This is a genomic window from Pantoea sp. R102, assembly GCF_004916815.1.
GTDB lineage: Bacteria > Pseudomonadota > Gammaproteobacteria > Enterobacterales > Enterobacteriaceae > Pantoea > Pantoea dispersa.
In genome coordinates this window covers 1-21,854 of record NZ_SDFT01000159.1, presented here as the reverse complement: position 1 = coordinate 21,854, position 21,854 = coordinate 1, and the positions used below count along the sequence as shown (strand labels likewise).

The 21,854-nt window shown below is 57.4% G+C and carries 27 protein-coding genes and 1 pseudogene; 20 read left to right on the top strand and 8 right to left on the bottom strand.

Annotated elements, in window-relative coordinates; genetic code table 11:
• Positions 1-1,065, top strand: a 1,065-nt coding sequence (locus ERD80_RS16695) for a trehalase family glycosidase (protein WP_282183378.1), incomplete at its 5' end; no start/stop codon positions are given.
• Positions 1,066-1,309: 244 nt separating this feature from the next.
• Complete coding sequence (locus tag ERD80_RS16690; RefSeq protein WP_136547705.1) at positions 1,310-3,406, top strand: TonB-dependent siderophore receptor; 2,097 nt, start codon at positions 1,310-1,312, stop codon at positions 3,404-3,406.
• 62 nt (positions 3,407-3,468) lie between these two features.
• On the opposite strand, the gene ERD80_RS16685 is transcribed toward ERD80_RS16690, so the two are convergent.
• Positions 3,469-3,717, bottom strand: coding sequence for a GlsB/YeaQ/YmgE family stress response membrane protein (locus tag ERD80_RS16685; RefSeq protein ID WP_021506355.1), 249 nt, complete (start codon positions 3,715-3,717; stop codon positions 3,469-3,471).
• A gap of 184 nt (positions 3,718-3,901) precedes the next feature.
• Here ERD80_RS16685 and ERD80_RS16680 point away from each other — a divergent pair, with 184 nt between their 5' ends.
• Complete coding sequence (locus ERD80_RS16680; RefSeq protein WP_058757616.1) at positions 3,902-4,636, top strand: flagellar brake protein; 735 nt, start codon at positions 3,902-3,904, stop codon at positions 4,634-4,636.
• An 89-nt stretch (positions 4,637-4,725) separates the two neighbouring features.
• The gene (locus ERD80_RS16675; RefSeq protein WP_058757615.1) at positions 4,726-5,853 is read left to right on the top strand and encodes a mechanosensitive ion channel family protein; all 1,128 of its coding nucleotides are present in this window, start codon (positions 4,726-4,728) and stop codon (positions 5,851-5,853) included.
• 15 nt (positions 5,854-5,868) lie between these two features.
• Here the strand turns inward: ERD80_RS16675 and emtA are convergent, their stop codons facing one another.
• Positions 5,869-6,498: a membrane-bound lytic murein transglycosylase EmtA gene (gene emtA / locus ERD80_RS16670; RefSeq protein WP_072208615.1), complete on the bottom strand. Its 630-nt coding sequence runs from the start codon at positions 6,496-6,498 to the stop codon at positions 5,869-5,871.
• Positions 6,499-6,661: 163 nt separating this feature from the next.
• On the opposite strand from emtA, the gene ldcA reads away from it, so the two are divergent.
• Together ldcA and ERD80_RS16660 are read left to right on the top strand one after the other, a co-directional pair.
• Positions 6,662-7,585, top strand: a complete 924-nt coding sequence (ldcA, locus tag ERD80_RS16665) for a muramoyltetrapeptide carboxypeptidase (RefSeq protein ID WP_136547703.1) — start codon at positions 6,662-6,664, stop codon at positions 7,583-7,585.
• A gap of 23 nt (positions 7,586-7,608) precedes the next feature.
• A complete protein-coding gene (locus ERD80_RS16660) occupies positions 7,609-8,271 on the top strand; it encodes an MBL fold metallo-hydrolase (RefSeq protein WP_021506360.1) in 663 nt (220 codons plus the stop codon).
• On the opposite strand, the gene ERD80_RS16655 is transcribed toward ERD80_RS16660, so the two are convergent.
• Together ERD80_RS16655 and ERD80_RS16650 are read right to left on the bottom strand one after the other, a co-directional pair.
• Positions 8,272-8,685 (bottom strand): GNAT family N-acetyltransferase, encoded by a 414-nt coding sequence (locus ERD80_RS16655; protein WP_136547701.1) that lies wholly within the window; start codon positions 8,683-8,685, stop codon positions 8,272-8,274.
• Positions 8,686-8,706: 21 nt separating this feature from the next.
• Entirely contained in the window at positions 8,707-9,090 is a 384-nt protein-coding gene (locus tag ERD80_RS16650) for a hypothetical protein (protein WP_058780734.1), read from the bottom strand.
• A 217-nt stretch (positions 9,091-9,307) separates the two neighbouring features.
• Here ERD80_RS16650 and ERD80_RS16645 point away from each other — a divergent pair, with 217 nt between their 5' ends.
• The gene (locus ERD80_RS16645) at positions 9,308-9,664 is read left to right on the top strand and encodes a DUF4186 domain-containing protein (protein ID WP_010617204.1); all 357 of its coding nucleotides are present in this window, start codon (positions 9,308-9,310) and stop codon (positions 9,662-9,664) included.
• A gap of 18 nt (positions 9,665-9,682) precedes the next feature.
• On the opposite strand, the gene ERD80_RS16640 is transcribed toward ERD80_RS16645, so the two are convergent.
• Positions 9,683-9,862, bottom strand: coding sequence for a hypothetical protein (locus ERD80_RS16640; RefSeq protein WP_031279245.1), 180 nt, complete (start codon positions 9,860-9,862; stop codon positions 9,683-9,685).
• 203 nt (positions 9,863-10,065) lie between these two features.
• Between ERD80_RS16640 and ERD80_RS16635 the strand changes: the two genes are divergently transcribed.
• Together ERD80_RS16635 and ERD80_RS16630 are read left to right on the top strand one after the other, a co-directional pair.
• Positions 10,066-10,395 (top strand): hypothetical protein, encoded by a 330-nt coding sequence (locus ERD80_RS16635; RefSeq protein ID WP_021506365.1) that lies wholly within the window; start codon positions 10,066-10,068, stop codon positions 10,393-10,395.
• A gap of 61 nt (positions 10,396-10,456) precedes the next feature.
• Positions 10,457-11,002 (top strand): hypothetical protein, encoded by a 546-nt coding sequence (locus tag ERD80_RS16630; RefSeq protein WP_136547700.1) that lies wholly within the window; start codon positions 10,457-10,459, stop codon positions 11,000-11,002.
• A 27-nt stretch (positions 11,003-11,029) separates the two neighbouring features.
• Here ERD80_RS16630 and ERD80_RS16625 read toward each other — a convergent pair whose 3' ends face one another.
• Positions 11,030-11,236: a DUF2767 family protein gene (locus tag ERD80_RS16625; protein ID WP_021506367.1), complete on the bottom strand. Its 207-nt coding sequence runs from the start codon at positions 11,234-11,236 to the stop codon at positions 11,030-11,032.
• A gap of 180 nt (positions 11,237-11,416) precedes the next feature.
• Between ERD80_RS16625 and ERD80_RS16620 the strand changes: the two genes are divergently transcribed.
• Positions 11,417-11,665 carry a DUF883 family protein gene (locus ERD80_RS16620; RefSeq protein WP_021506368.1) on the top strand — a complete coding sequence of 83 codons (249 nt, stop codon included), beginning with the start codon at positions 11,417-11,419 and terminating at the stop codon, positions 11,663-11,665.
• A 332-nt stretch (positions 11,666-11,997) separates the two neighbouring features.
• Here the strand turns inward: ERD80_RS16620 and ERD80_RS16615 are convergent, their stop codons facing one another.
• A complete protein-coding gene (locus tag ERD80_RS16615; RefSeq protein ID WP_021506369.1) occupies positions 11,998-12,195 on the bottom strand; it encodes a DUF6404 family protein in 198 nt (65 codons plus the stop codon).
• Between the two features lie 268 nt (positions 12,196-12,463).
• Here ERD80_RS16615 and ERD80_RS16610 point away from each other — a divergent pair, with 268 nt between their 5' ends.
• From ERD80_RS16610 to ERD80_RS16600, 3 genes are all read left to right on the top strand, one after another.
• Complete coding sequence (locus tag ERD80_RS16610) at positions 12,464-12,646, top strand: type II toxin-antitoxin system HicA family toxin (protein WP_058757609.1); 183 nt, start codon at positions 12,464-12,466, stop codon at positions 12,644-12,646.
• 39 nt (positions 12,647-12,685) lie between these two features.
• Complete coding sequence (locus ERD80_RS16605) at positions 12,686-13,078, top strand: type II toxin-antitoxin system HicB family antitoxin (RefSeq protein WP_136547706.1); 393 nt, start codon at positions 12,686-12,688, stop codon at positions 13,076-13,078.
• 84 nt (positions 13,079-13,162) lie between these two features.
• Positions 13,163-14,419: a mechanosensitive ion channel domain-containing protein gene (locus ERD80_RS16600; RefSeq protein ID WP_058757608.1), complete on the top strand. Its 1,257-nt coding sequence runs from the start codon at positions 13,163-13,165 to the stop codon at positions 14,417-14,419.
• A gap of 121 nt (positions 14,420-14,540) precedes the next feature.
• On the opposite strand, the gene icd is transcribed toward ERD80_RS16600, so the two are convergent.
• Complete coding sequence (icd, locus tag ERD80_RS16595; protein WP_010617214.1) at positions 14,541-15,791, bottom strand: NADP-dependent isocitrate dehydrogenase; 1,251 nt, start codon at positions 15,789-15,791, stop codon at positions 14,541-14,543.
• 101 nt (positions 15,792-15,892) lie between these two features.
• Here icd and rluE point away from each other — a divergent pair, with 101 nt between their 5' ends.
• The 7 genes and pseudogenes from rluE to ERD80_RS16560 form a co-directional block, all read left to right on the top strand.
• Entirely contained in the window at positions 15,893-16,561 is a 669-nt protein-coding gene (gene rluE, locus ERD80_RS16590) for a 23S rRNA pseudouridine(2457) synthase RluE (RefSeq protein ID WP_136547698.1), read from the top strand.
• Positions 16,562-16,605: 44 nt separating this feature from the next.
• Positions 16,606-17,079, top strand: a complete 474-nt coding sequence (locus ERD80_RS16585) for an NUDIX hydrolase (protein ID WP_031279253.1) — start codon at positions 16,606-16,608, stop codon at positions 17,077-17,079.
• A 41-nt stretch (positions 17,080-17,120) separates the two neighbouring features.
• Positions 17,121-18,233: a tRNA 2-thiouridine(34) synthase MnmA gene (mnmA, locus tag ERD80_RS16580; protein WP_125309336.1), complete on the top strand. Its 1,113-nt coding sequence runs from the start codon at positions 17,121-17,123 to the stop codon at positions 18,231-18,233.
• Positions 18,234-18,267: 34 nt separating this feature from the next.
• Positions 18,268-18,909, top strand: a complete 642-nt coding sequence (gene hflD, locus ERD80_RS16575) for a high frequency lysogenization protein HflD (RefSeq protein ID WP_021506376.1) — start codon at positions 18,268-18,270, stop codon at positions 18,907-18,909.
• Between the two features lie 44 nt (positions 18,910-18,953).
• Complete coding sequence (gene purB / locus ERD80_RS16570; protein WP_021506377.1) at positions 18,954-20,324, top strand: adenylosuccinate lyase; 1,371 nt, start codon at positions 18,954-18,956, stop codon at positions 20,322-20,324.
• A 173-nt stretch (positions 20,325-20,497) separates the two neighbouring features.
• On the top strand, positions 20,498-21,166 hold the full coding sequence (gene phoP / locus ERD80_RS16565; protein WP_010617222.1) for a two-component system response regulator PhoP: 669 nt from the start codon (positions 20,498-20,500) through the stop codon (positions 21,164-21,166).
• Positions 21,167-21,169: 3 nt separating this feature from the next.
• Positions 21,170-21,854: pseudogene (locus ERD80_RS16560) on the top strand (two-component system sensor histidine kinase PhoQ); the annotation flags it as partial.

Sequence of the window (21,854 nt, the reverse complement as noted above, 5' to 3'; positions counted from 1 at the left end):
CTCAGCCGCTCGCAGCCGCCGTTCTTCAGCCTGATGGTGGATTTGCTGGCCAGCCATAAGGGAGACGACGTCTACCGCCAGTATCTGCCACAGCTGCAAAAAGAGTATGACTACTGGATGGCGGGCAGCGACAAGGTGGCTGCCGGCCAGGCGAGCAAGCGCGTGGTGAAGCTCAGCGACGGCACCCTGCTCAATCGCTACTGGGATGACCGTGACGTGCCGCGCACCGAATCCTGGCTGGACGATGTCAACACCGCGAAAAAAGCGCCTGAGCGCAATAAACAGCAGGTGTATCGCGATCTGCGCGCGGGCGCCGCCTCGGGCTGGGACTTCAGCTCACGCTGGTTCACCGATGCGCACAATCTGGCCTCGATTCGCACCACCCAGCTGGCCCCGGTTGACCTCAACAGCCTGCTATTCCACCTGGAGCAGACGCTGGCGAAAGCCGCGAAGCTGGCAAAGCAGAATGACAAAGCGCAGCAGTTTGCGGCGGATGCAGAGAAGCGCCAGGCGGCGATCAATCGTTACCTGTGGGATGACAAACAGGGCTGGTATGCCGACTACGATTTCCAGAAAAAGCAGGTGCACAATCAGCTCACCGCCGCCACACTGTTCCCGCTGTATATGCAGCTGGCGGGCGACAAACAGGCGGAACGCACCGCCGCCGCCGTGGAAAAACAGCTGCTGAAACCGGGCGGGCTGGTCACCACCACGGTAAACAACGGCCAGCAGTGGGATGCGCCTAACGGCTGGGCGCCGCTGCAGTGGGTAGCGGTCGAAGGTCTGGAGCACTATAAGCAGAACCAGCTGGCGCGGCAGATCGGTCAGCGCTTCCTGCAAAATGTGCAGCAAACTTACGATCGCGAGCACAAGCTGGTCGAGAAGTATGTGGTCGACGGCGCCCAGCTGGGCGGTGGTGGCGGCGGCGAGTATCCGCTGCAGGACGGTTTTGGCTGGACCAACGGCGTAACGCTGAAGCTGCTGGATAAGTATTGTCCGAAAGATAAAACCTGTAACAGCACACGCGACATCCCCTCAATGCCGACGCTAAACGCGGCGAAATAACCCTGACGTCAGGTGCGCCGCCATGCGCACCTGCTTCTCAGGCCCGATGCCACAGCCAGGCGATGGCCACGCCCGGCGCTGCGGCATCCCCCTGCGCATCACACTTTTCCATTACTTATCTTTTACATCTTGAAACACCCCTTACTAAAAGATAATAATTCTCAATCTTAAAATGACTCTTTTTCTCATCATTAACCGCCGCGCTGGTGTGGTGCGGCTTTTGTTCTCAGCCAAAGGAATCATTATGACCGCGCTGTTCCCCCTCAACCGTGGCCGGCTGCTGTGCGCGCTGGCGCTGGCGTTTCCGGCACTCGGCGTAGCCGAACCCTCTCTGGTGGTCACCGCACAGCCGCAGGAGAGCGCCACCTCGCCTACGGCGGGCTATCTCGCCACCCGCAGCGGCGCCACGAAAAGCGATCGTCCACTCGTCACCACGCCGCAGTCCATTTCCGTGGTGACGCGTCAGCAGATTGACGATCAGGGCGCGCAGGATCTGAACCAGGCGCTGGGCTATACCCCGGGGGTTTTCACCAACTTTGGTGGCGCGGCCACGCGTTACGACACCATTTCGCTGCGCGGTTTCCACGGCGGTGACGTCGACAACACCTTCCTTGACGGTCTGCGCGTGATGAGCGACGGCGGCAGCTTCAACATCCTGCAGGTGGATAACTGGTTCCTTGACCGCATCGACGTAATTAAAGGCCCCTCTTCTGCCCTTTATGGTCAGACGGTGCCGGGCGGGCTGGTGAACATGGTCACGAAGCGGCCGCAGTTTGCTTCACAGGGCCATTTACGCTTCGCCACCGGCAGCAATGCCAGCAACAGCGCCGCCTTTGATTACACCGATGCGATTAACGATCAATGGGCGTACCGCCTGACCGGCATCACGCGCAACAGCGATACCCAGTACGACCACACGCGCGAAGAGAAATACGCGCTGTCACCCCAGCTGCTGTGGCAGCCGGATGAAGACACCAGCCTGCTGCTGCGTGCTTATCTGGAAAAAGATCCCTCAGGCGGCTATCACGGCTCGGTGCCGGCGGAAGGCACGCTGTACAGCCACAATGGCCGCTGGCTGAGCGACGGCTTCTATGAGGGCGACAGCGCGCTGGATCAGTTCAAACGTCATGAGCAGATTTACGGCTACGACTTCTCGCACCGTTTCGATGAGGTATGGTCGGTGCACAGCACCGGCAGCTACAGCCATTCCAGCGTGGCGCTCGACCAGGTTTACCAGATTGGCTGGAACAGCGACAATCCGGACCTGCTCAACCGCTACTACTCCGGTGAGCGCTCTTCGCTCAGCGCGTGGGCGACTGATAACCAGCTGCAGGCGGAGTTTGCCAGCGGTGCGCTGCAGCATCGCGTCACGCTCGGCGCGGAGTATCACCGCTACAAAAATGATCTGAGCGACGCCAGCGGCGCGGCCTCACCGCTGAATGCCTGGAGCGGCGAGGCCATCGGCAGCCAGCCGGATTACCTCTGGACAGCACAGACGCGCCGCTACTATCAGAGCGGCCTCTATCTGCAGGATGAGATGGCGTGGCAGCGCTGGCATCTGGATTTGTCTGGTCGCTATGACCGCATCGTGTCAGAGAATGGCAATAGTCGTCGTCAGGACGATCACGTCAGCGGCCGCGCCGCGCTGCTGTACGCCTTTGATAATGGCGTGTCGCCGTACGTCAGCTGGAGCCAGGCAATTACCCCGGCTTCGCTGACCGATCCCGACGGGAATCAGCTGAAACCGACCACCTCAGAGCAGTATGAAGCCGGGGTGAAATACCAGCCGAACGGCACGCGCGATCTCTACAGCGTGGCCCTGTACGATCTGACGCAGAACGATGTGGCCAACCGTAACGTGCAGGACGGCACCTATACCCCGTCTGGCAAAGTGCATGCGCAGGGCATTGAACTGGAGGCGCGCAGCCAGCTGACCGAACGGTTCAGCACCATCGCCGGTTATACGCTCAACCATCTGCGCTTTAAGGATTCCGTGGACGGCAACGATGGCCATACGCCGTACGTCACGCCAAATAGCATGGCGTCGCTGTGGGGGCATTATCAGTTTGATTACGGCCTGAGCGCGGGTGCCGGGGTGCGCTATATTGGCCGCCAGTGGGCCGATAACGAAAACACCACCCGTTTGCCGTCGGTGACCCTGTTTGACGCCTCACTGCGCGCCGACCTGGGTGCGTGGCAGCCGGATCTGAAAGGTGCCTGGCTGCAGCTGAATGCCCGCAATCTGACGGATAAAAAGTATCTGGCAGCCTGCTACGGCACCGGTTACTGCTATCGCGGCGCGGAGCGGACGCTGACCGCCACAATCGGCTACGATTTCTGACGACATAAAAAAATCCGCAGCCCCGGACGGGACTGCGGATCTTGTTGAATCGTGATTTGGCGTCAGCTGCGGACTTTACGGTAGATCCACAGCACCACAATGGCACCGATCACCGCGACCACGAAGCTGCCAAAGTTGAAGCCGTCAACCCGGCCAAAGCCGAACAGGGTACTGATCCAGCCGCCCACCACCGCACCGACAATCCCGAGTACCACGGTCAAAATAAATCCGCCGCCATCTTTACCTGGCATGATCCATTTAGCGATAATCCCGGCAATCAGACCAAAAATAATCCATGAAAGAATACCCATTTGCTGCTCCTTACGTTATGAATCAAGGTGTTCATCGCGCTAAGTATAGCCGGGAATTTTTTCTCTGCTACATCAACATCATGATGAATTCGTTCACGCCGGCTAAAGCTTTTACCGCCCCGGTCGATAACCGACGAAGAGCAGTGGCACTCGTAAAATAGCAATCGGACAGGTGGAGCAGGACGTGAAAGACGCCGATAAAGAACAATATCTCAAGCGCGGTACGCTAGCGGTGTTGAACGTGATGAAGGATTTGTTGCGTTATCAAACCCTGCTGATGGTCAATTTCTCCCGTGGTCAGTTCATCAGCCGGCTGCTGGCCGCGGATGAAGATCGGGTGATTTTTGATCTCGGCAGCAACGCGCTGGACAATGATTTGGCATTGCAGGGTGGCGAAGTGAATATTGCGGCCGAAACCCACGGTGCCAAAGTGGAGTTTGGGCTGCAGGGATTAACCCGCATCGATTATGACGGCCTGCCCGCCTTTGCCGCCGCGCTGCCCGACCTGGTGTGGCAGATTCAGCGCCGGGAATTCTTTCGCGTCAACGCGCCGCTCGAACCGGTATTTTACTGCCATAGCCAGTGGCCGGACGGCAGCACCGCGCGCTTTCGCCTGCAGGATCTGTCGCTTGGCGGCGTCGGCGTGTTGCTGGATGAGGCGCTGCCGGAAGGTCTTAACCGTGGCGATACCTTCAAAAAGCTGCGCGTTGAGCTGGGCGAATATGGCCAGTTCGAAGTGACCGCACAGCTGCTGCACATCGGCGAGCGCAGCACCGTGACCAGCAAGAACGAAACCCGCATCACGCCGCGGCTCAGCTTCCGTTTTACCGCCATCGAACCGGTGCAGGAGCGTCAGCTGCAGCAGGTGATTTTTGCGCTGGAGCGGCTGGCGCGCGACAAGGCCAATCGCTTCCAGTAAACCGCCGGCGTCCCGCGCGACGCCAGCGTAGTCTATGCTTTCTCCTTGCACATTCTTTTCACCGGCTCCCAGCAAGGAGATGCTCCCCAATGGAAAACTGGCTTTCTGCCCACCATTTGCAACTTATCTTTCTCAATCAAAACTTCTGGATTAATAGCGCCATCATTGTGTTCGGCACGCTGATTGTTTACTGGCTGCTGCGCACCGTCATTCGCTTTGTATCTAACCGTATCGCCCACTACAGCGAACAGCGCCACGTGCGTTTCACCGGCATTCTGGTGGAGATTCTGCGCAGCACCAGTCAGCTGCTGCTGCTGATCTTCTCGCTGCTTATCACCCTGAAATTTGTCGACCTGCCGGACAGCTGGAGCGTCGCCATCGCCCACGGCTGGTTCCTGGCGCTGATTCTGCAGCTCACGCTGTGGATTGACGGCGGCATTCGCCTGTGGCTGCACTCGTTGCTGCGCGATCCGCTGCACGTGCGTAATCCGGTCACCACGGTGATCCTCGGCATTCTGCTGCGCGTCGTGGTGTGGGTGATGATGCTGCTGGCAATCCTCTCCAATATGGGGATCAATATCACCGCGCTGGTGGCCAGCCTCGGCGTCGGCGGTATCGCCATCGCGCTGGCGATTCAGACGGTGCTGAGCGATGTGTTCGCTTCGCTGGCGATTGGCTTCGATAAGCCCTTTGAGCACGGCGACTTTATTGTGTTCGGCGACATCGCTGGCTCCATTGAGCACATTGGCCTGAAAACCACCCGGCTGCGCAGTCTCGGCGGCGAACAGATTGTCTGCTCCAACACCATTCTGCTGCAGCAAACCATCCACAACTACAAACGCATGCAGCAGCGACGCATCGTGTTTAAGTTCGGGATTAATTACGGCACGCCGGCGGAGAAAGTGCGGCAGATTGGCGGCATGGTGCAACGCATCATTGAAGGCGTGCCGGACACGCGTTTTGATCGCGCCCATTTCCTGTCGTTTGACGAATCGCAGCTGACGTTTGAGGTGGTCTATTTCGTGCTGAGCGCCGATTACAACAAATACATGGACATTCAGCAGGAGATTAACCTGCAACTGATGGCGCAGCTGGAGCAGAAACAGATTCGTTTCGCCTTCCCGATGCGCCGCGTGGAGTTCACCGGCGGCGTGCTGCCGCGCATTAACCTCAGCGATGCCTCAAATGAGGCTGCGGCAGAGCGCGCACAGCACTGAGTCCCGCCAGCGGCATTAGCCGATGGTGCGATAGGCGGTGGTGACTTTCCACAGGTAGCGCGGCGCCTGGGCGGCCGGATGCTTATTCTGCACGTGCTGGTAGAACTCATCCGGCGTCATGGCGTTGATCATTGCAATGGCGCGATCGCGGTCGCGCGAGAAGGTGCGCAGCAGCGCGCCGGCGCCGTTGGCATAGGAAACAATAGTGGCATAGCGCAGCGTCAGCGGATCGCGAATGCCCGCCAGCGCGGAATCCTGCAGAATCCGGATATAGGCCGCGCCGATATCAATATTTTTCGCCGGGTCGCGCAGCTCGGAGTTACTCGGCTGGCCGTGGCGTCCCTGTGCGCGATACACCTCGCGCCCGGCGGTGGCGGCTTTGATTTGCATCAGCCCGACCGCGTTAGAACGGCTCACCACGGTTGGGTTGCCCCCGGATTCGACACTAATAATGGCGCTGATCAGCTTCTCATCAACGCCATAATGACTGGCGGCATCTTCGGTAAACAGTGACCATGCATCATTCACTTTCGACGGCGGCGCCTGGGTTAATGGCGTATTTCTCTCCGGCGTCACCGGTTTTTCCGGCTCGCTGGCACAGCCAGCCAGCAGCAAAGCAGACAGCATAAGTAGTCGAATTTTCACTGATTTTCGGTTCCGCTATAAGATTGGCGCAAGCTATCATAACCATGACGGTAAAAGGTAAAATTACCGTTTATCCTAAATACGTAAAAAACCTTGTGCTACCGTGACTTCGGTAACGCATTTCGTCATCATCGGCAGGCCAACAGACAGCAGGATGGAAGTTATGCTCGCCCCTCGTTCAATACGCCTCATCGCCCCTTCCGGTTATTGCCACAATCAGGACGCCGCATGGCGCGCGGTACAGCGCCTGCAGGCGGAGGGCCATCAACTGCAAAATACGGAAGCCATTACGCGCCGCTGGCAGCGTTTTGCCGGTGATGACGCGCAGCGCCTGCAGGACGTGAATGCGCTGGCGTCGCTGGCGTCGCTGCCGGATATCGTACTGGCGGTGCGCGGCGGCTATGGTGCCTCACGCCTGCTCGATCACCTCGACTATGTGGCGCTGCAGCGTCGCCTGCTTAATCAGCCTGTCGCGCTGTGCGGCCACAGTGATTTCACCGCTATTCAGCTGGCGCTGCTGGCGCAAACCGGGCTGATCACCTTCAGCGGACCGATGCTGGCCGGCAATTTTGGCGCGGAGGCTTTATCTGAATTTACCGTCAGCCACTTTTGGCAGGCGCTAACATCTCCTACAGTCAATCTGGCGTGGCACAGTGCCAGTCCGGATCGCGGCCGCTGGCAGGGCACGCTGTGGGGTGGCAATCTGGCGATGATCTGCTCCCTGATTGGCACGCCGTGGCTGCCGCAGATTGAAGACGGCATTCTGGTGATCGAGGATGTGAATGAGCATCCGTTCCGCATTGAGCGTATGCTGATTCAGCTGCAGCAGAGCGGTATTCTGGCGCGCCAGCGAGCCATTGTCACCGGCAGCTTCACCAGCACCGCCCTGTCCGATTACGACAACGGCTTTGATTTCGCCACGGTGTGGCAGCGGTTGCGTGATGAGTACCAGATTGCGGTAATCAGCGATCTGCCGTTTGGCCATGATGCCGATACCGTGACGCTGCCGCTTGGCGCCAGCGCCACGCTTGAGATTGACCAGGGCGCCGCGCGGTTAGCCTTTACCGGCCATCCGACGTTGCGCTGACGTGTTGCCGCAGGAGACCGCTATTGAAGCCGCTGTACGAAGACTTGTGGATCTCCACGCCGGAGTTTCCCGCCGAAGAGACGGCTAATGATTTAATGATGCACGGGTTTATGCTGCGCCATCCGCGCGGCAACCTGTTGATTGGCCGCGTTGAGCAGCTGCTGGATCATGAAGTGCTCGCGGACGCGGGCGGCGTGATTCGCCACTATTTTACCCACTGGCACGAAGCCGCGCCGGGCGCGCGGGCCATTCAGCAGCGTTTCAATAGTGCGCTGTATTGCCACAGCCGCTCGCTCGGCCCGGTGAGCCTGGTGATTGAGCCGGACGAAACCTTCACGCATCAGGACGTGCACTTTGGCGACTTTCACCTGCTGCCCACGCCGGGCCACACGCCGGGCAGCTGCAGCTACCTGTATCACTCACCGCTCGGCCAGACCTACCTGTTTGTCGGCGACACCCTGACGCGGGATTACCATCGCTGGATCAGCGTGCTGGTGCCGGACAGTAATCCTGCGGAGCTGCAGCAGTCGCTGGAGCTGTACCGCTCGCTGCGTCCGGATGTGGTGCTGATGAGCACCACGCGCGGACATCTCTCCTGGGCGAAGGTCGATTTACAGAGCTGGCTGGCCGCGATTGATGAAGCGGAACAGTCGCCGCTGGACCTGCGCCAGCAGCCACTGCTGTGATTACAGCGTCTTGCTCAGATAGTGACGCTGATGTTCGCGCGGATAGTGATCAAGGCTAAAACGTAGCGTATAGCCAAGCTTTTCATAAAACGGCCGCGCCTGAAAGCTGGCGGTATCCACCTGGGCGTAACGGCAGCCGCGTGCGCGGGCTTCCTGCTCGGCTGCCTGAATCAGCCGGCTGCCGGCGCCCTGCCCGCGTAACCCATCGCTGACCCACAGCATATCAATGCGTAACCAGTTGCCATAGGTTGAGCCCGTCAGTCCCGCCAGCTTTTTCCCGGCGCCGTCTTTAATGAACACACCGATGGCTTTCATCTCATTGATGTCAATAAAGCGGCTGTTGAAGGCGTTCAGGCCGAGGCGCATTTCATCCAGATCCTGATGCGTGACGCTATCCGTAACGCTTAATTGCATGGTCGGCTCCTTGTGGCGGCATTATGAAGAGGGGTGCTGGCGGTCGTCGTAGCGCTCCAGCGACAGAATATCAGCATCGCGTTTTTCCGTGCGGTTGCAGGGCAACAGCTTATCGCTGTCGGCGTAGACGAAAAAGGTTTCGCCGCTGTTTTTATTCACGATCAGCTGATCGCCATTGCGGAAACGGGTAATGGCGACCTTATCGCCGTCCTGCAGATGCGTGCGCTGCTGCCCGGCGGCAATCTGGAAATGCCGGGTTGGCCACATCAGCGTGCTGAGCCCGTAAGCGGCACGCGATACCGTCATGGTGGGGCGGCCCGGGCAGGTGATCTGGAATTCGCTTTCGCTCCACGCGGGGGCAATCTGGCAGGCCATCAGGAGCGCGGCAAGGGTTATCGCCTTCATGGGGTTCTCCACTGAGGTTAGATCATGATTTTACAGGAATTTAATTGGCCAGAGGGTAACATACAACCGCCGCCGGTGCGGTAACCTGCGACCGCGGGTCAGCCACTGCGGGCAGGGAGAACACCTCCACATCACTGATTTTGTGAGGTTTTATGCGTTCGGGATATCTTTGTAACGAGTTAAGTAAAATGCGCTAAGATCGCGTCAGGAGGATGTTATGCGAGATGAACAGGCATTATTCGCGCGGCTGGCGCAATCGCCGTTTCGCCGCCGCTTCCATTTAGGCGCGAAAGAGCGACAGTACTGTATTGAGAAAGGCCCGGCGGTGATCGACCAACACGCGGCCGATTTTATCCAGCAAAGACTGGCCGCAGCCGAACCAAAGAATGATGGCAAACAGACGCCAATGCGCGGCCATCCGGTGTTTATCGCCCAGCACGCCACGGCAACCTGCTGCCGCGGCTGTCTGGCAAAATGGCATGGCATTGCTGCGCATCAGCCGTTAACGGCAGAGCAGCAGCAATATATGGTGCGGGTGATTCACCGCTGGCTGGTGGGTGAAATAAATGGTTAAGACCGGGATGGGATGGAGCTACTCTGCCGCGACCTGCGCGGCCACCAGCATCAGCGCCAGTCCGGCATCGTCTGGATCGAAACGCTGCATAACTTCATGGATCGCCGTCACGCAGTTCATCACCTGCTGTTTTTTGTCGGCGTCTAACTTATCAATCGCGTGCTGAAGAATCATTAAACTGGCTTCTTCTTCTCTCATGGATTTACCCTTGTTTTGCTTACCTGGTGCGCAACGCTGGCAAGAATAACGTTTATCTGCTAGCAAAGTCACCCCTTTACATGCTTACCGCTTAACGATTAAACAAATGGCAAATGGGCAGTGGCGTCAGACATGCTATGATCGAATCAGTGGCGCGTATCGTCAGGCCAGCATAAATCAGGGAATGCACCAGGAACAGGACCATGTTAAGACTCAGTTTTCTACTCACACTTATCCTGCTGGCTGGCTGCAGCTCCACGCCGAAAGGCGTTGATTGCCCCGGCGAGGTCGCAACGCTCTATGGTCAGTCGCTGGGCCACACCGAAGGGCGCATTTTTGATTTGGTGAATTCGTTTTCGGTGGCGCGCGATGGCGTAACGCTGAGCAGCGGCGCACTGCACTCCACTGACCGTTTCCGCTATGTCCCTTCTGCCGTGACGCCGGAAGGCTTTTATGCACAGCGGCTCAGCGACAAGCAGTTCCGCCTGATCAACCCGGCGCGTAACACCATGATTACCTGGACGTGTCCATAAGCCGTGCGTGACGCGCGCAGATGGTTTATTGTCAGCGTTTGTCATGCTGCGGACCTGCATTATGGAAAAGAGTCTGGACAATAACGGTTATATCGATTTCCCCTTTCCGGCCACCCGAGACGCGGATGGCTCGGTCAACCCGTGCGGTTTTGACCTGACGCTGGAAACCGATCGCATTGATGAGATCGCCGCCGGTAAACATTCTGAAAATTTGCGTCGTCTGCTGGAAGAGGTCAATCTGCAGGATGGCCTGTTTATGACGCTGGCCTGTGACTGGCAGCAGCGCGCAGACGGCGTGTGCGGCTTTCTCGATGTGGCGTTCCGCCCCACGCTGGACTGTAGCAGCGAAGAGACACAGAGCCTCGATCAGTTCTTTGAGATGTATCTGCGCCGCCAGGAGCAGCAGCACAGCATGCCGCGCGACGCGCTGGTCAACTATGCGCGCGCGGTGCTGGACTGGAGCTGGTCGCCGCTGCAGCAGCGCCATCGCCGCTATGAGAAGGTCACCATTCGCTATTACTGCCAGCAGGCGGACGATGCCGAATGGTGTTTTGATCATCTGCGCCACTTCCTGGTGAGCTGGTACCCGGCGTATCGCGGCCAGTAGTGAGGGCGTCCGCGTGACGCCCTGCGCTTACGGCCGTACCAGACGAATCGCGTGTTCCAGCATACGCTGTTCATCGCGTTCGTCGTGGGCGCGATCGTGGCGCGTACGCTGCAGCAAACGGGCAATCTCCTCCCGTCTGGTTTCATGACCGCACTCGGAAAGGACAATTACCGCATCGCCAATCACCCGGCAAACTTCATCGTAATCGTCTTCATTCAGGATATCGCGTTTCATTTCTCCTCCGTTCAGTGAGCGCTGCGTGAGGTTCGTGCAGCTTAACGTGGTCCTTACCAGGTATGGACAGCAATGCCGATTCCTGCAAACCACTGTTACATCCTGAAAAGCCACCAGGTTGCTGGTCTGCACTTCTCTGTCTACGCTGAAAGAGACATTCACCACTCTCAGGGAGTCAATATGACCGATAAAGCGGAAGCAAAATTGAATGAAGCGGCGGGTGCCGTACAGGAAAAATTTGGCGAGTTCACCGGTTCACGCCGCCATCAGGCACGCGGTGCCGCGCGACGCTATCCGGCGCAGGCCAGTTATGCGGTGCAGGATGCAGCAGACTGCGTGGTGAGATCGGTACGCGACAACCCGGCGACCGGGCTGGCCGTTGCCGCCAGCATCGGCGTGATTGTCGGTTTCCTGCTGGGCCGTAAATAATCCCCGGCGATCGGGGCCCGTGCGGCCCCGATACTCAATGCCGCTGCGGCACGCCGTCCCGTCGTTCCTGAATATGTTCATCCGGCGTTTCAGCGACATCTGCCGTACTGCTGTGCCCGGCAAGGTGGCGCCCATGCTGTCCCGCTATCACCACAGGCCCTACCGGTAATTGTGCACTGGCCGCCAGTGATAGCAGTAATAAAAACCATCCCGTCAGTAACGTTCTTCCCATCCTGCCCGCCTTACACGCTGATTAGTGAGCGCTCAGCTTGCCGGATGTCATGCAAATTAGCGTCAGCGCGACGCAAAGCTATGTCGGCAGTTGTGAATAATCAGGCCTGTGCGCGCCGCGCTTTGTAACGCGCCACCATGGTCATTAATGCCTGATAAATCAAACCGGCATACAGGCTCATGACAATCATCATGCCCGGCGTTTTGCCCTGTGCCTGCCAGGATACAAACCACATAAAAATGCCCCACAGCAGGGAAAAAATCAGCCAGCCTTTTACAAACTTGATCACACCTTGCATAGCACCTCCGGATTGATGAAGGCAGAAGATAGCGGTTCAGCCAGCAAATGGCACGCGCGCCGGTGCCGGGATGTTAACTGTTTCAAAGTTTTACGCAAACCGCTATCGCAGCGGGAAAAAGCCGTGGAAAACAGTCCGCAGAACGCAGCATCAACGGGTGCCTGTCATGGCCGTCCCGGTTAGTTTGGCCATGACCCGCCGATGTGATGGCAGAGACCGCCTTGCATCAGTGTGTATTGTGTGTATAATTTCACCTACAGGAAGTCCGATGAAGAGCGCGACGCTGATTAAACTGCTGCAAAAGAATGGCTGGAAGCTGGAGCGCATACGCGGCAGTCATCATCAGTTCTCGCACCCGGATTTTGCTCATCTGATCACCGTGCCGCATCCGCAGAAGGATATGAAGACAGGCACGCTGATGCAGATTCTGAAAGACGCCAGGCTGGATTGATCCATGCTGGTTTTATTCCGCTTGCTCAGAGGTGACATGATGCTGTTTCCCGCTTTGGTAGAGATTGACGCTGACGGCTCGGCCAGTGGTTATTTTCCGGATGTCACCGGCTGTTATTTTGCCGGTGATACGCCCGAGCAAACGCTACAGGATGCGCAATCTGCGCTGCATGCCCACTTTGAATTGATGGCGGAGAAAGGCTTATTGATTCCGGAGCCGGCGCAGCACTGGCAGCAGGAATTTAGCCAGCCCGGCGTGTGGATCTACGTTGATATTGATGTCACCCGCTATCTGGGTAAATCCGAGCGCATCAATATCACTATGCCGCATCTGCTGATTGAGAAGATCGATAAGATGGTCAGTAATAACGCGCGCTACAGCAGCCGCAGCCATTTTCTTGCCGAGGCGGCGCGCAAAGCGCTGCTCTCATAGCAACACTATTGCGCACGCGTCGCTTATCGTCCGTGGCCGCTTTATGTTTGAATTCCCGCCTCAACCGGCCGGCATGTGGTTAAAATGAATTACTTACGCGACATACAAACGTTTATTGAAGGCAACACGGTGCTCTCCGCCACCTTCAGCCTGCTGCTGTTACTGGTTGCCGGCATGGTCACCCATCTGATCTGCAAGTTCTTCGTGGTAAAAGTGGTGCGCCGCGTGTTCTTTAGCACGCATAAAAACCAGGTGCCGCTGGATAAAGACGTCCGGCTCTCAGAAAAGCTGTCGAATTTTATTCCGGTGATCACCGTCTATTATCTGCTGCAGTTTATGCCGGACCTGCCCGAGCATCTGCTGATCGCGGTGAAAACCATCTGCGGCATTCTGTTTTTTGTATATCTGTCGCTGTTCTTTAACGAAGTGCTGGAGATCGTTAATAACTCCTATTCGCGTAAGTCGAAGCGTAAGAACCACTCGATAAAAGGCTATATCCAGATCGGTAAGATCCTGGTGCACATCATTTCCGCCATCATGATTCTGGCTATCATGTCGAACAAATCGCCGGTGATTATCATCTCCAGTCTGGGTGCGGTCGCGGCGGTATTGATGTTAGTGTTTCAGCACACCCTGCTGTCGCTGGTGGCCAATATTCAGGTGTCATCGAACGATGTGCTGCAGCTCGGCGACTGGATTGAAATGCCGGATAACGGCATCAGCGGTGAAGTGATTGATATCGCTTTGCATACCATTACCATCCGCAACTGGGACAATACGCTGTCGCGAATTCCGACCAAAAATTTCCTGACCGAAACCTACACCAACTGGCAGGCGATGTTCTCTTCCGGCGCGCGGCGTATCATGCGCAGCTTTCATCTCGACCAGACCTCGATTCGCTTTCTCGATCAGCAAATGGTGCAGCAGATGAGCCAGATTCGCGGCGTCAGTGAGCAGCTTTCAATCCTGATGGATGGCCGCGATAGCAGCGTGGTCGGTGACCGCTGGTTTGCCGAAAACGGCATTACCAACCTCACGGTGTTCCGTCACTATCTCACCGCCTGGCTGGCACAGCGCGACGATATTAAAAAAGATATGTATATCGTGGTGCGCGCGATGAAACCCTCACCGGAGGGATTGCCGGTAGAGGTTTATTGCTTTACCTCCTCGGTACTGTGGGTTGATTACGAAAATTCCCAGTCGGCGATATTTGAATTCATCTACGCCATTGTCGGTCAGTTTTCGCTGCGGATTTACCAGCATCCTGCCGGCAATGATTTCTGGCGTTTGTCGCAGGCGCGCGATAGCCAGATCGCTCAGTTACAGCCTCCGGCGGAATAAAGCCACGCATCGCACGGTCGTCATGCATGGCAAACCGGCGGTGACAGAAGTCCTTCCCGCTGCCAGCATAAAAAAAGGGAGCCCTGCGGCTCCCTTTCATGTTGCATTTGCTCAGGGCAAATTACATATTCGCGATGATCGCGTCACCAAACTCTGAACATTTCAGCAGTTTAGCACCGTCCATCAGACGCTCAAAGTCGTAGGTCACGGTTTTGGCAGCGATTGCGCCTTCCATGCCTTTAACGATCAGGTCAGCCGCTTCGAACCACTCCAGGTGACGCAGCATCATTTCTGCAGACAGGATCACGGAACCTGGGTTCACTTTATCCTGGCCCGCATACTTCGGTGCCGTACCGTGGGTAGCTTCGAACAGTGCGCACTCGTCACCGATGTTGGCACCCGGTGCGATACCAATGCCGCCTACCTGTGCCGCCAGGGCATCAGAAATGTAGTCACCGTTCAGGTTCATACAGGCGATAACGTCATACTCGGCTGGACGCAGCAGGATCTGCTGCAGGAAGGCGTCGGCGATCACATCTTTAACGATGATCTCTTTACCGGTGTTCGGGTTTTTGAACTTCATCCACGGACCGCCATCGATTAGCTCGCCGCCGAACTCTTCTTTCACCAGCTGGTAGCCCCAGTCTTTGAAAGAGCCTTCGGTGAACTTCATGATGTTGCCTTTGTGCACCAGCGTCAGGGAATCACGGTCATTGGTGATGGTGTATTCAACCGCGGCACGCACCAGACGTTTCGTGCCCTCTTCTGAACATGGCTTCACGCCAATACCACACTGCTGCGGGAAGCGAATTTTCTTCACGCCCATCTCTTCACGCAGGAATTTGATCACTTTGTCCGCTTCCGGCGTACCGGCTTTCCACTCGATACCGGCATAGATATCTTCGGAGTTTTCGCGGAAGATCACCATGTCGGTATCTTCAGGACGTTTAACCGGGCTTGGCGTGCCTTTGTAGTAACGTACCGGACGCAGACACACGTACAGATCCAGTTCCTGGCGCAGTGCCACGTTCAGGGAACGAATACCGCCACCTACCGGGGTAGTCAGTGGGCCTTTAATGGCTACGCGGTACTCTTTGATTAAATCGAGGGTTTCCTGCGGCAGCCAGACATCCTGGCCATAGAGTTCGACGGATTTTTCGCCGGTGTAAATTTCCATCCAGGAAATTTTTCGCTCGCCGTTGTAGGCTTTCTTCACAGCGGCATCAACCACTTTCAGCATCACCGGGGAAACGTCAACCCCAATACCGTCACCTTCAATGTAGGGGATGATCGGGTTATTCGGGACATTCAGTTTGCCCTGATCCAGGGTGATTTTTTGACCTTCCGCCGGAACAACTACTTTGCTTTCCATTAACCTCTCCTTCGAGCGATTTTTTGTTAATGATTTGTAAGATGCGCGTCAATACTACTTGAATATTTCCGCCACGCCAATCACCGCAGTTTCGCGCTATAATGCGCCGATTGTTACCAACTGCAAAGCCCATGCGAAAAACTTCTCAACGAATTCACCAGCATAAGCGCCCTGCTGCCCCGGCGCGCCAGCCCGCGCGGCGTGACACGCGGCCAAAAGGTCCGCGTCGCGTCATACTCTTTAACAAACCTTTCGATGTTCTGCCGCAGTTCAGCGATGAGGCTGGCCGCCGCACGCTGAAAGATTTTGTGCCGGTGAGCGAGGTGTATGCCGCAGGCCGTCTCGATCGCGACAGCGAAGGGTTGATGATTCTGACCAATGATGGCGTACTGCAGGCGCAGCTGACGCAGCCGGGCAAGCGCACCGGCAAAATCTATTACGTTCAGGTGGAAGGCGTACCGCAGGAATCAGATTTATCCCGCCTGCGCAGTGGCATCACCCTCAACGATGGCCCAACGTTGCCGGCGGGCGCAGAAGTGGTGCCTGAACCCGCGTGGCTGTGGCCGCGCACCCCGCCGATTCGCGAGCGCAAAGCCATCCCTACCTGCTGGCTGAAAATCACGCTGTATGAAGGGCGCAATCGCCAGGTCCGAAGGATGACGGCGCACATTGGCTTTCCGACATTACGCCTGATCCGTTTTGCCATGGGTGATTACCAGCTGCAGGATTTGGCACCGGGCGAATGGCGCGACATCAGCGACCGGACGTAATTTATACATTTCGATAACGTCAGGTTAACTATTTGGGAGGAACGATGTTTAAACCTCATGTAACCGTCGCCTGTATGGTGCACGCGCAGGGCAAATTACTGGTGGTAGAAGAGCGCGTCGACGGCCGCGTTACCTGGAATCAGCCGGCCGGTCATCTTGAGGCCGATGAAACGCTGCTGGAAGCCGCGCAACGTGAGCTGTACGAAGAGACCGGCATCAGCGCGCAGCCCGACTATTTTCTCGGCGTGCAGCAGTGGATCGCCCCGGACCATACACCTTTTGTGCGTTTTCTGTTTGGCCTCGATCTGCCTGCCACCGTTACCACCACGCCACACGACAGCGATATTGACTGCTGCTGGTGGCTGTCGCCCGCGCAGATTCTCAGCGCAGAGACGCTGCGTTCGCCGCTGGTGGCCGAAAGCGTGCGGCTGTGGCAGCAGGGGGCCCGCTATCCGCTGCAGCTGATAGCGCCGTATCAGTGGCCGTTTCATGAGGGTGCGCACAACGCTTCCGCGTGATAGAATGCGCCGCCTGTTTTTATCGTAATCAAGAGTGCGTCATGTCTGACAACAGCCAGAAAAAAGTGATCGTCGGGATGTCCGGCGGCGTCGATTCTTCCGTTTCCGCCTGGTTACTGCAGCAGCAGGGCTATCAGGTTGAAGGCCTGTTCATGAAGAACTGGGAGGAAGACGATGGCGAGGAGTATTGCACCGCCGCTGACGATCTGGCTGACGCACAGGCCGTGTGTGACAAGCTCGGCATCAAACTGCACAAAATCAATTTCGCCGCTGAGTACTGGGACAACGTGTTCGAGCACTTTCTGGAAGAGTACAAGGCCGGACGCACGCCGAACCCGGATATTCTGTGTAACAAAGAGATCAAGTTCAAAGCGTTTCTCGAATTTGCTGCAGACGATCTCGGCGCAGACTACATTGCCACCGGCCACTATGTGCGCCGTGCCGATGTCGACGGCACCAGCCAGCTGCTGCGCGGTCTCGACGGCAACAAAGATCAGAGCTATTTCCTCTACACGCTCAGCCACCAGCAGATTGCACAGAGCCTGTTCCCGGTCGGCGAACTGGAGAAGCCTGAGGTGCGCCGCATCGCCGAACAGCTCGATCTGATTACGGCGAAGAAAAAAGACTCCACCGGTATTTGCTTTATCGGCGAGCGTAAATTCCGCGACTTCCTCGGTCGTTACCTGCCGGCACAGCCGGGCGTCATCGAAACCGTTGACGGTGAAGTGGTCGGTGAACACCAGGGGCTGATGTATCACACCCTGGGTCAGCGTAAAGGGCTGGGCATCGGCGGACGCAAAGAGAGCAATGACGATCCGTGGTATGTGGTCGACAAAGATGTCGCGCGCAATACGCTGATTGTGGCACAGGGCGGCGATCATCCGCGCCTGATGTCGGTGGGCCTGATAGCACAGCAGCTGCACTGGGTCGATCGCCAGCCAGTGACCGCTGCGCTACGCTGCACGGTGAAAACCCGCTATCGTCAGAACGACATTCCCTGCGAGATCATTCCGCACGGCGACGATCGCATTGAAGTGCGTTTCGATGAGCCGGTCGCGGCCGTCACCCCGGGCCAGTCCGCGGTATTTTACCTCGGTGACGTGTGCCTTGGTGGCGGTATTATTGAACAGCGCCTGCCGCTGACAGAGGCCTGAGTCGGCACTGCCGACGCGTCTACAGGAGTGAAGCGTGGCTAAAAACTATTATGAGATAACGCTGGCGCTGGCCGGCGTTTGCCAGGCAGCCCATCTGGTGCAGCAGCTGGCACACCAGGGGCACTGCAACAACGCGGCGCTGCAGGTGTCGCTGCGCAGCCTGCTGGATTTAAATCCAGGCTCAACGCTGGCGGTGTTTGGCAACGATGAAGCCAACCTGCGACCCGGGCTGGAAGCACTGATGGCGGTGCTGAACAGCGGCAGCCGGCAGGGTGCCAGCGCCGACCTGACGCGTTACACCCTGAGCCTGATGGTGCTGGAGCGTAAACTGCACGGTAACAAAACCGCGCTAAACACCCTGGCGCAGCGCATCGGCCAGCTTGATCGTCAGCTGGCGCATTACGAACTGGAATCAGACACCATCACCAGCGCCATGGCCGGCATTTACGTCGATGTGATCAGCCCGCTCGGCCCGCGCATTCAGGTGACCGGCTCACCGCAGGTGCTGCAGAATTCGCAGGTGCAGAGCAAAGTTCGCGCTGCGCTGCTGGCCGGTATCCGCGCGGCGGTGCTGTGGCAGCAGGTCGGCGGCGGTCGTCTGCAGCTGATGTTTGCGCGCCAGCGTCTGCTGCGCGAAGCGAAAACCCTTTTATCCCGGCTGGGTCCGGCGTATTAAGCGCCGCCCTGCCCTATATTGTTAACGATTCAGGAGTTGCACTGATGGAATTATCCTCTCTGACCGCCGTCTCACCTGTCGATGGTCGTTACGGCGATAAAGTCAGCCCGCTGCGTGCGATTTTCAGCGAGTACGGTTTGTTGAAATTCCGCGTTGAGGTTGAAGTTCGCTGGTTACAGAAACTGGCCGCGACCGCAGAGATCAAGGAAGTTCCTGCATTTGATGCCGACGCAAACGCTTTCCTTGACGCAATTGTCGCCGGTTTCAGCGAAGAAGATGCGGCGCGCATCAAAACCATTGAGCGCACCACCAACCATGACGTGAAAGCCGTCGAGTACTTTCTGAAAGAGAAAGTGGCCAACGTGCCGGCGCTGCACGCGGTGTCTGAGTTTATCCATTTCGCCTGCACCTCCGAAGATATCAATAACCTGTCACACGCGCTGATGCTGGAAACCGCACGCCGCGACGTGATCGTGCCGTTCTGGAACCAGATCATTACCGCCGTGAAGGGCCTGGCGCAGGAGTATCGCGACATTCCGCTGCTGTCGCGCACCCACGGTCAGCCGGCAACGCCGTCCACCATGGGCAAAGAGATGGCCAACGTGGCCTACCGCATGGAACGCCAGCTGCGTCAGCTGAGCAAGGTGGAAGTGCTGGGTAAAATCAACGGCGCGGTGGGCAACTACAATGCGCACATCGCCGCGTATCCGGAAGTGGACTGGCATCAGCTGAGCGAGCAGTTTGTGACCTCGCTGGGCATTAGCTGGAACCCGTACACCACGCAGATCGAGCCGCATGACTACATCGCCGAGCTGTTTGACTGCATCGCGCGCTTCAATACCATCCTGATTGATTTTGACCGCGACATCTGGGGTTACATCGCCCTGAACCATTTCAAACAGAAAACCATTGCTGGCGAAATTGGCTCTTCAACCATGCCGCACAAGGTTAACCCTATCGACTTCGAAAACTCCGAAGGGAATCTGGGGCTGGCCAATGCGGTGATGCAGCACCTGGCCAGCAAACTGCCGGTATCACGCTGGCAGCGCGATCTGACCGATTCTACCGTGCTGCGTAACCTCGGCGTCGGCGTCGGCTATGCATTGATCGCCTATCAGGCCACGCTGAAAGGTATCTCCAAGCTGGAAGTGAACCGCGATCGCCTGCTGGACGAGCTGGATCACAACTGGGAAGTCCTGGCAGAGCCGATCCAGACCGTGATGCGCCGCTACGGCATTGAAAAGCCGTACGAGAAGCTGAAAGAGCTGACGCGCGGCAAGCGCGTGGACGCAGCCGGTATGCAGGCGTTTATCGACAGCCTGGAGCTGCCGGAAGCAGAGAAAGTGCGCCTGAAGCAGATGACGCCAGCCAACTACCTCGGCCGCGCGATTCAGATGGTTGACGACCTGAAGTAATTCCTTGCTCTGAAAACTCAGGCTATGGCAAGTTGGTGTTACCTCAGTCACGCACGTCACGTGGTGGCTGAGGTTCCCCTGCCAGTGCATCACAGCGGAGTGTTAATCTGCGGTTTAGCTGGCGTAGCGTATACTTTTCGCCATCATCACTGAGTTGAAGGTAAGGAAATTCTATGCGTGTTCTGGTTGTGGAAGATAATGCCCTGCTGCGCCATCACCTCGCAGTCCAGTTACGTGACATGGGTCATCAGGTGGATGCCGCCGAAGACGCCAAAGAAGCCGACTATTTCCTGCAGGAACACATTCCCGATATCGCGCTGGTCGATCTCGGCCTGCCCGACGAAGACGGCATGTCGCTGATTCGCCGCTGGCGTGGCGATGCCATTCGTCAGCCGATTCTGGTGCTGACCGCGCGCGAAGGCTGGCAGGCGAAAGTTGAAGCGCTGGAAGCGGGTGCCGATGACTACGTGACCAAGCCGTTCCACATTGAAGAGGTCGCCGCCCGCTTACAGGCGCTGATGCGTCGCAACAGCGGACACGCCTCGCAAATTATCTCCATGCCGCCGTTCCAGGTTGACCTGTCGCGCCGCGAGCTTACGGTGAACGACGCGCCGGTCAAGCTGACCGCGTTTGAGTACACCATTGTTGAAACACTGATCCGCAATGCCGGTAAAGTGGTCAGCAAAGACTCGCTGATGCTGCAGCTGTATCCCGATGCGGAACTGCGCGAAAGCCACACCATTGATGTACTGATGGGCCGGCTGCGTAAAAAAATTCTCGCGCTGCACCCGACCGAAGTGATCAACACCGTGCGTGGCCAGGGATACCGCTTTGATCTCTGATTTATGAAGCTGCTCCGCCGTCAGCGCCCTTTCTCCTTGCGCGCGCGTTTCCTGCTGGCGACGGCGGCGATCGTGCTGTTTTTGTCGCTGTCGTATGGCATGGTGGCGGTCATTGGCTATGTCGTCAGCTTTGATAAAAATACCTATCGCGTGATGCGCGGCGAGAGCAATTTGTTTTTCACCCTCGCGCAGTGGAAAGACAACAAGCTCACCATCGCCCAGCCGGAACGCATGACGCTCAATTTCCCGACGCTGGTATTCATCTATGACGAGCGCGGTAAGCTGCTGTGGCAGCAGCGCGACGTGCCGGAAATCCGCAAAAACATTCGCCGCGACTGGCTGATGAAGCCAGACTTTTACGAGATCGATACCAGCAATCGTACCAGTATGGCGGCGATGGGTAACAATCCGCAGGCACAGCAGCGACTGCACGCGCTGGACAGTGACAGCAACGACACCTTCACCCACTCGGTGGCGGTGAACCGCTACGACGCCACCACCAATTTGCCGGCGCTGACCATTGTGGTGGTGGACTCGATCCCGCAGGAGCTGCAGCACTCAGACGTGGTGTGGTCGTGGTTTAGCTATGTGCTGGCGGCCAATCTGCTGCTGGTGATTCCGCTGCTGTGGCTGGCGGCACACTGGAGCCTGCGTCCGATTGGCCACCTGACTTCGCAGGTGCGCGAGC

What these genes read in the sequence shown, in the direction of transcription:
- ERD80_RS16605 (WP_136547706.1), top strand. Translation starts at nt 12,686, where the DNA reads ATGCTGTTTCCCGCTTTGGTAGAGATTGACGCTGACGGCTCGGCCAGT.
- mnmA (WP_125309336.1), top strand. Translation starts at nt 17,121, where the DNA reads ATGTCTGACAACAGCCAGAAAAAAGTGATCGTCGGGATGTCCGGCGGC.
- ERD80_RS16690 (WP_136547705.1), top strand. Translation starts at nt 1,310, where the DNA reads ATGACCGCGCTGTTCCCCCTCAACCGTGGCCGGCTGCTGTGCGCGCTG.
- ERD80_RS16685 (WP_021506355.1), bottom strand. Translation starts at nt 3,717, where the DNA reads ATGGGTATTCTTTCATGGATTATTTTTGGTCTGATTGCCGGGATTATC.
- ERD80_RS16600 (WP_058757608.1), top strand. Translation starts at nt 13,163, where the DNA reads ATGAATTACTTACGCGACATACAAACGTTTATTGAAGGCAACACGGTG.
- purB (WP_021506377.1), top strand. Translation starts at nt 18,954, where the DNA reads ATGGAATTATCCTCTCTGACCGCCGTCTCACCTGTCGATGGTCGTTAC.
- ERD80_RS16640 (WP_031279245.1), bottom strand. Translation starts at nt 9,862, where the DNA reads ATGAGAGAAGAAGAAGCCAGTTTAATGATTCTTCAGCACGCGATTGAT.
- ERD80_RS16650 (WP_058780734.1), bottom strand. Translation starts at nt 9,090, where the DNA reads ATGAAGGCGATAACCCTTGCCGCGCTCCTGATGGCCTGCCAGATTGCC.
- ERD80_RS16610 (WP_058757609.1), top strand. Translation starts at nt 12,464, where the DNA reads ATGAAGAGCGCGACGCTGATTAAACTGCTGCAAAAGAATGGCTGGAAG.
- icd (WP_010617214.1), bottom strand. Translation starts at nt 15,791, where the DNA reads ATGGAAAGCAAAGTAGTTGTTCCGGCGGAAGGTCAAAAAATCACCCTG.
- ERD80_RS16625 (WP_021506367.1), bottom strand. Translation starts at nt 11,236, where the DNA reads ATGAAACGCGATATCCTGAATGAAGACGATTACGATGAAGTTTGCCGG.
- ERD80_RS16675 (WP_058757615.1), top strand. Translation starts at nt 4,726, where the DNA reads ATGGAAAACTGGCTTTCTGCCCACCATTTGCAACTTATCTTTCTCAAT.
- ERD80_RS16645 (WP_010617204.1), top strand. Translation starts at nt 9,308, where the DNA reads ATGCGAGATGAACAGGCATTATTCGCGCGGCTGGCGCAATCGCCGTTT.
- phoP (WP_010617222.1), top strand. Translation starts at nt 20,498, where the DNA reads ATGCGTGTTCTGGTTGTGGAAGATAATGCCCTGCTGCGCCATCACCTC.
- ERD80_RS16635 (WP_021506365.1), top strand. Translation starts at nt 10,066, where the DNA reads ATGTTAAGACTCAGTTTTCTACTCACACTTATCCTGCTGGCTGGCTGC.
- ERD80_RS16620 (WP_021506368.1), top strand. Translation starts at nt 11,417, where the DNA reads ATGACCGATAAAGCGGAAGCAAAATTGAATGAAGCGGCGGGTGCCGTA.
- rluE (WP_136547698.1), top strand. Translation starts at nt 15,893, where the DNA reads ATGCGCCGATTGTTACCAACTGCAAAGCCCATGCGAAAAACTTCTCAA.
- ERD80_RS16630 (WP_136547700.1), top strand. Translation starts at nt 10,457, where the DNA reads ATGGAAAAGAGTCTGGACAATAACGGTTATATCGATTTCCCCTTTCCG.
- ldcA (WP_136547703.1), top strand. Translation starts at nt 6,662, where the DNA reads ATGCTCGCCCCTCGTTCAATACGCCTCATCGCCCCTTCCGGTTATTGC.
- ERD80_RS16655 (WP_136547701.1), bottom strand. Translation starts at nt 8,685, where the DNA reads ATGCAATTAAGCGTTACGGATAGCGTCACGCATCAGGATCTGGATGAA.
- ERD80_RS16585 (WP_031279253.1), top strand. Translation starts at nt 16,606, where the DNA reads ATGTTTAAACCTCATGTAACCGTCGCCTGTATGGTGCACGCGCAGGGC.
- ERD80_RS16615 (WP_021506369.1), bottom strand. Translation starts at nt 12,195, where the DNA reads ATGCAAGGTGTGATCAAGTTTGTAAAAGGCTGGCTGATTTTTTCCCTG.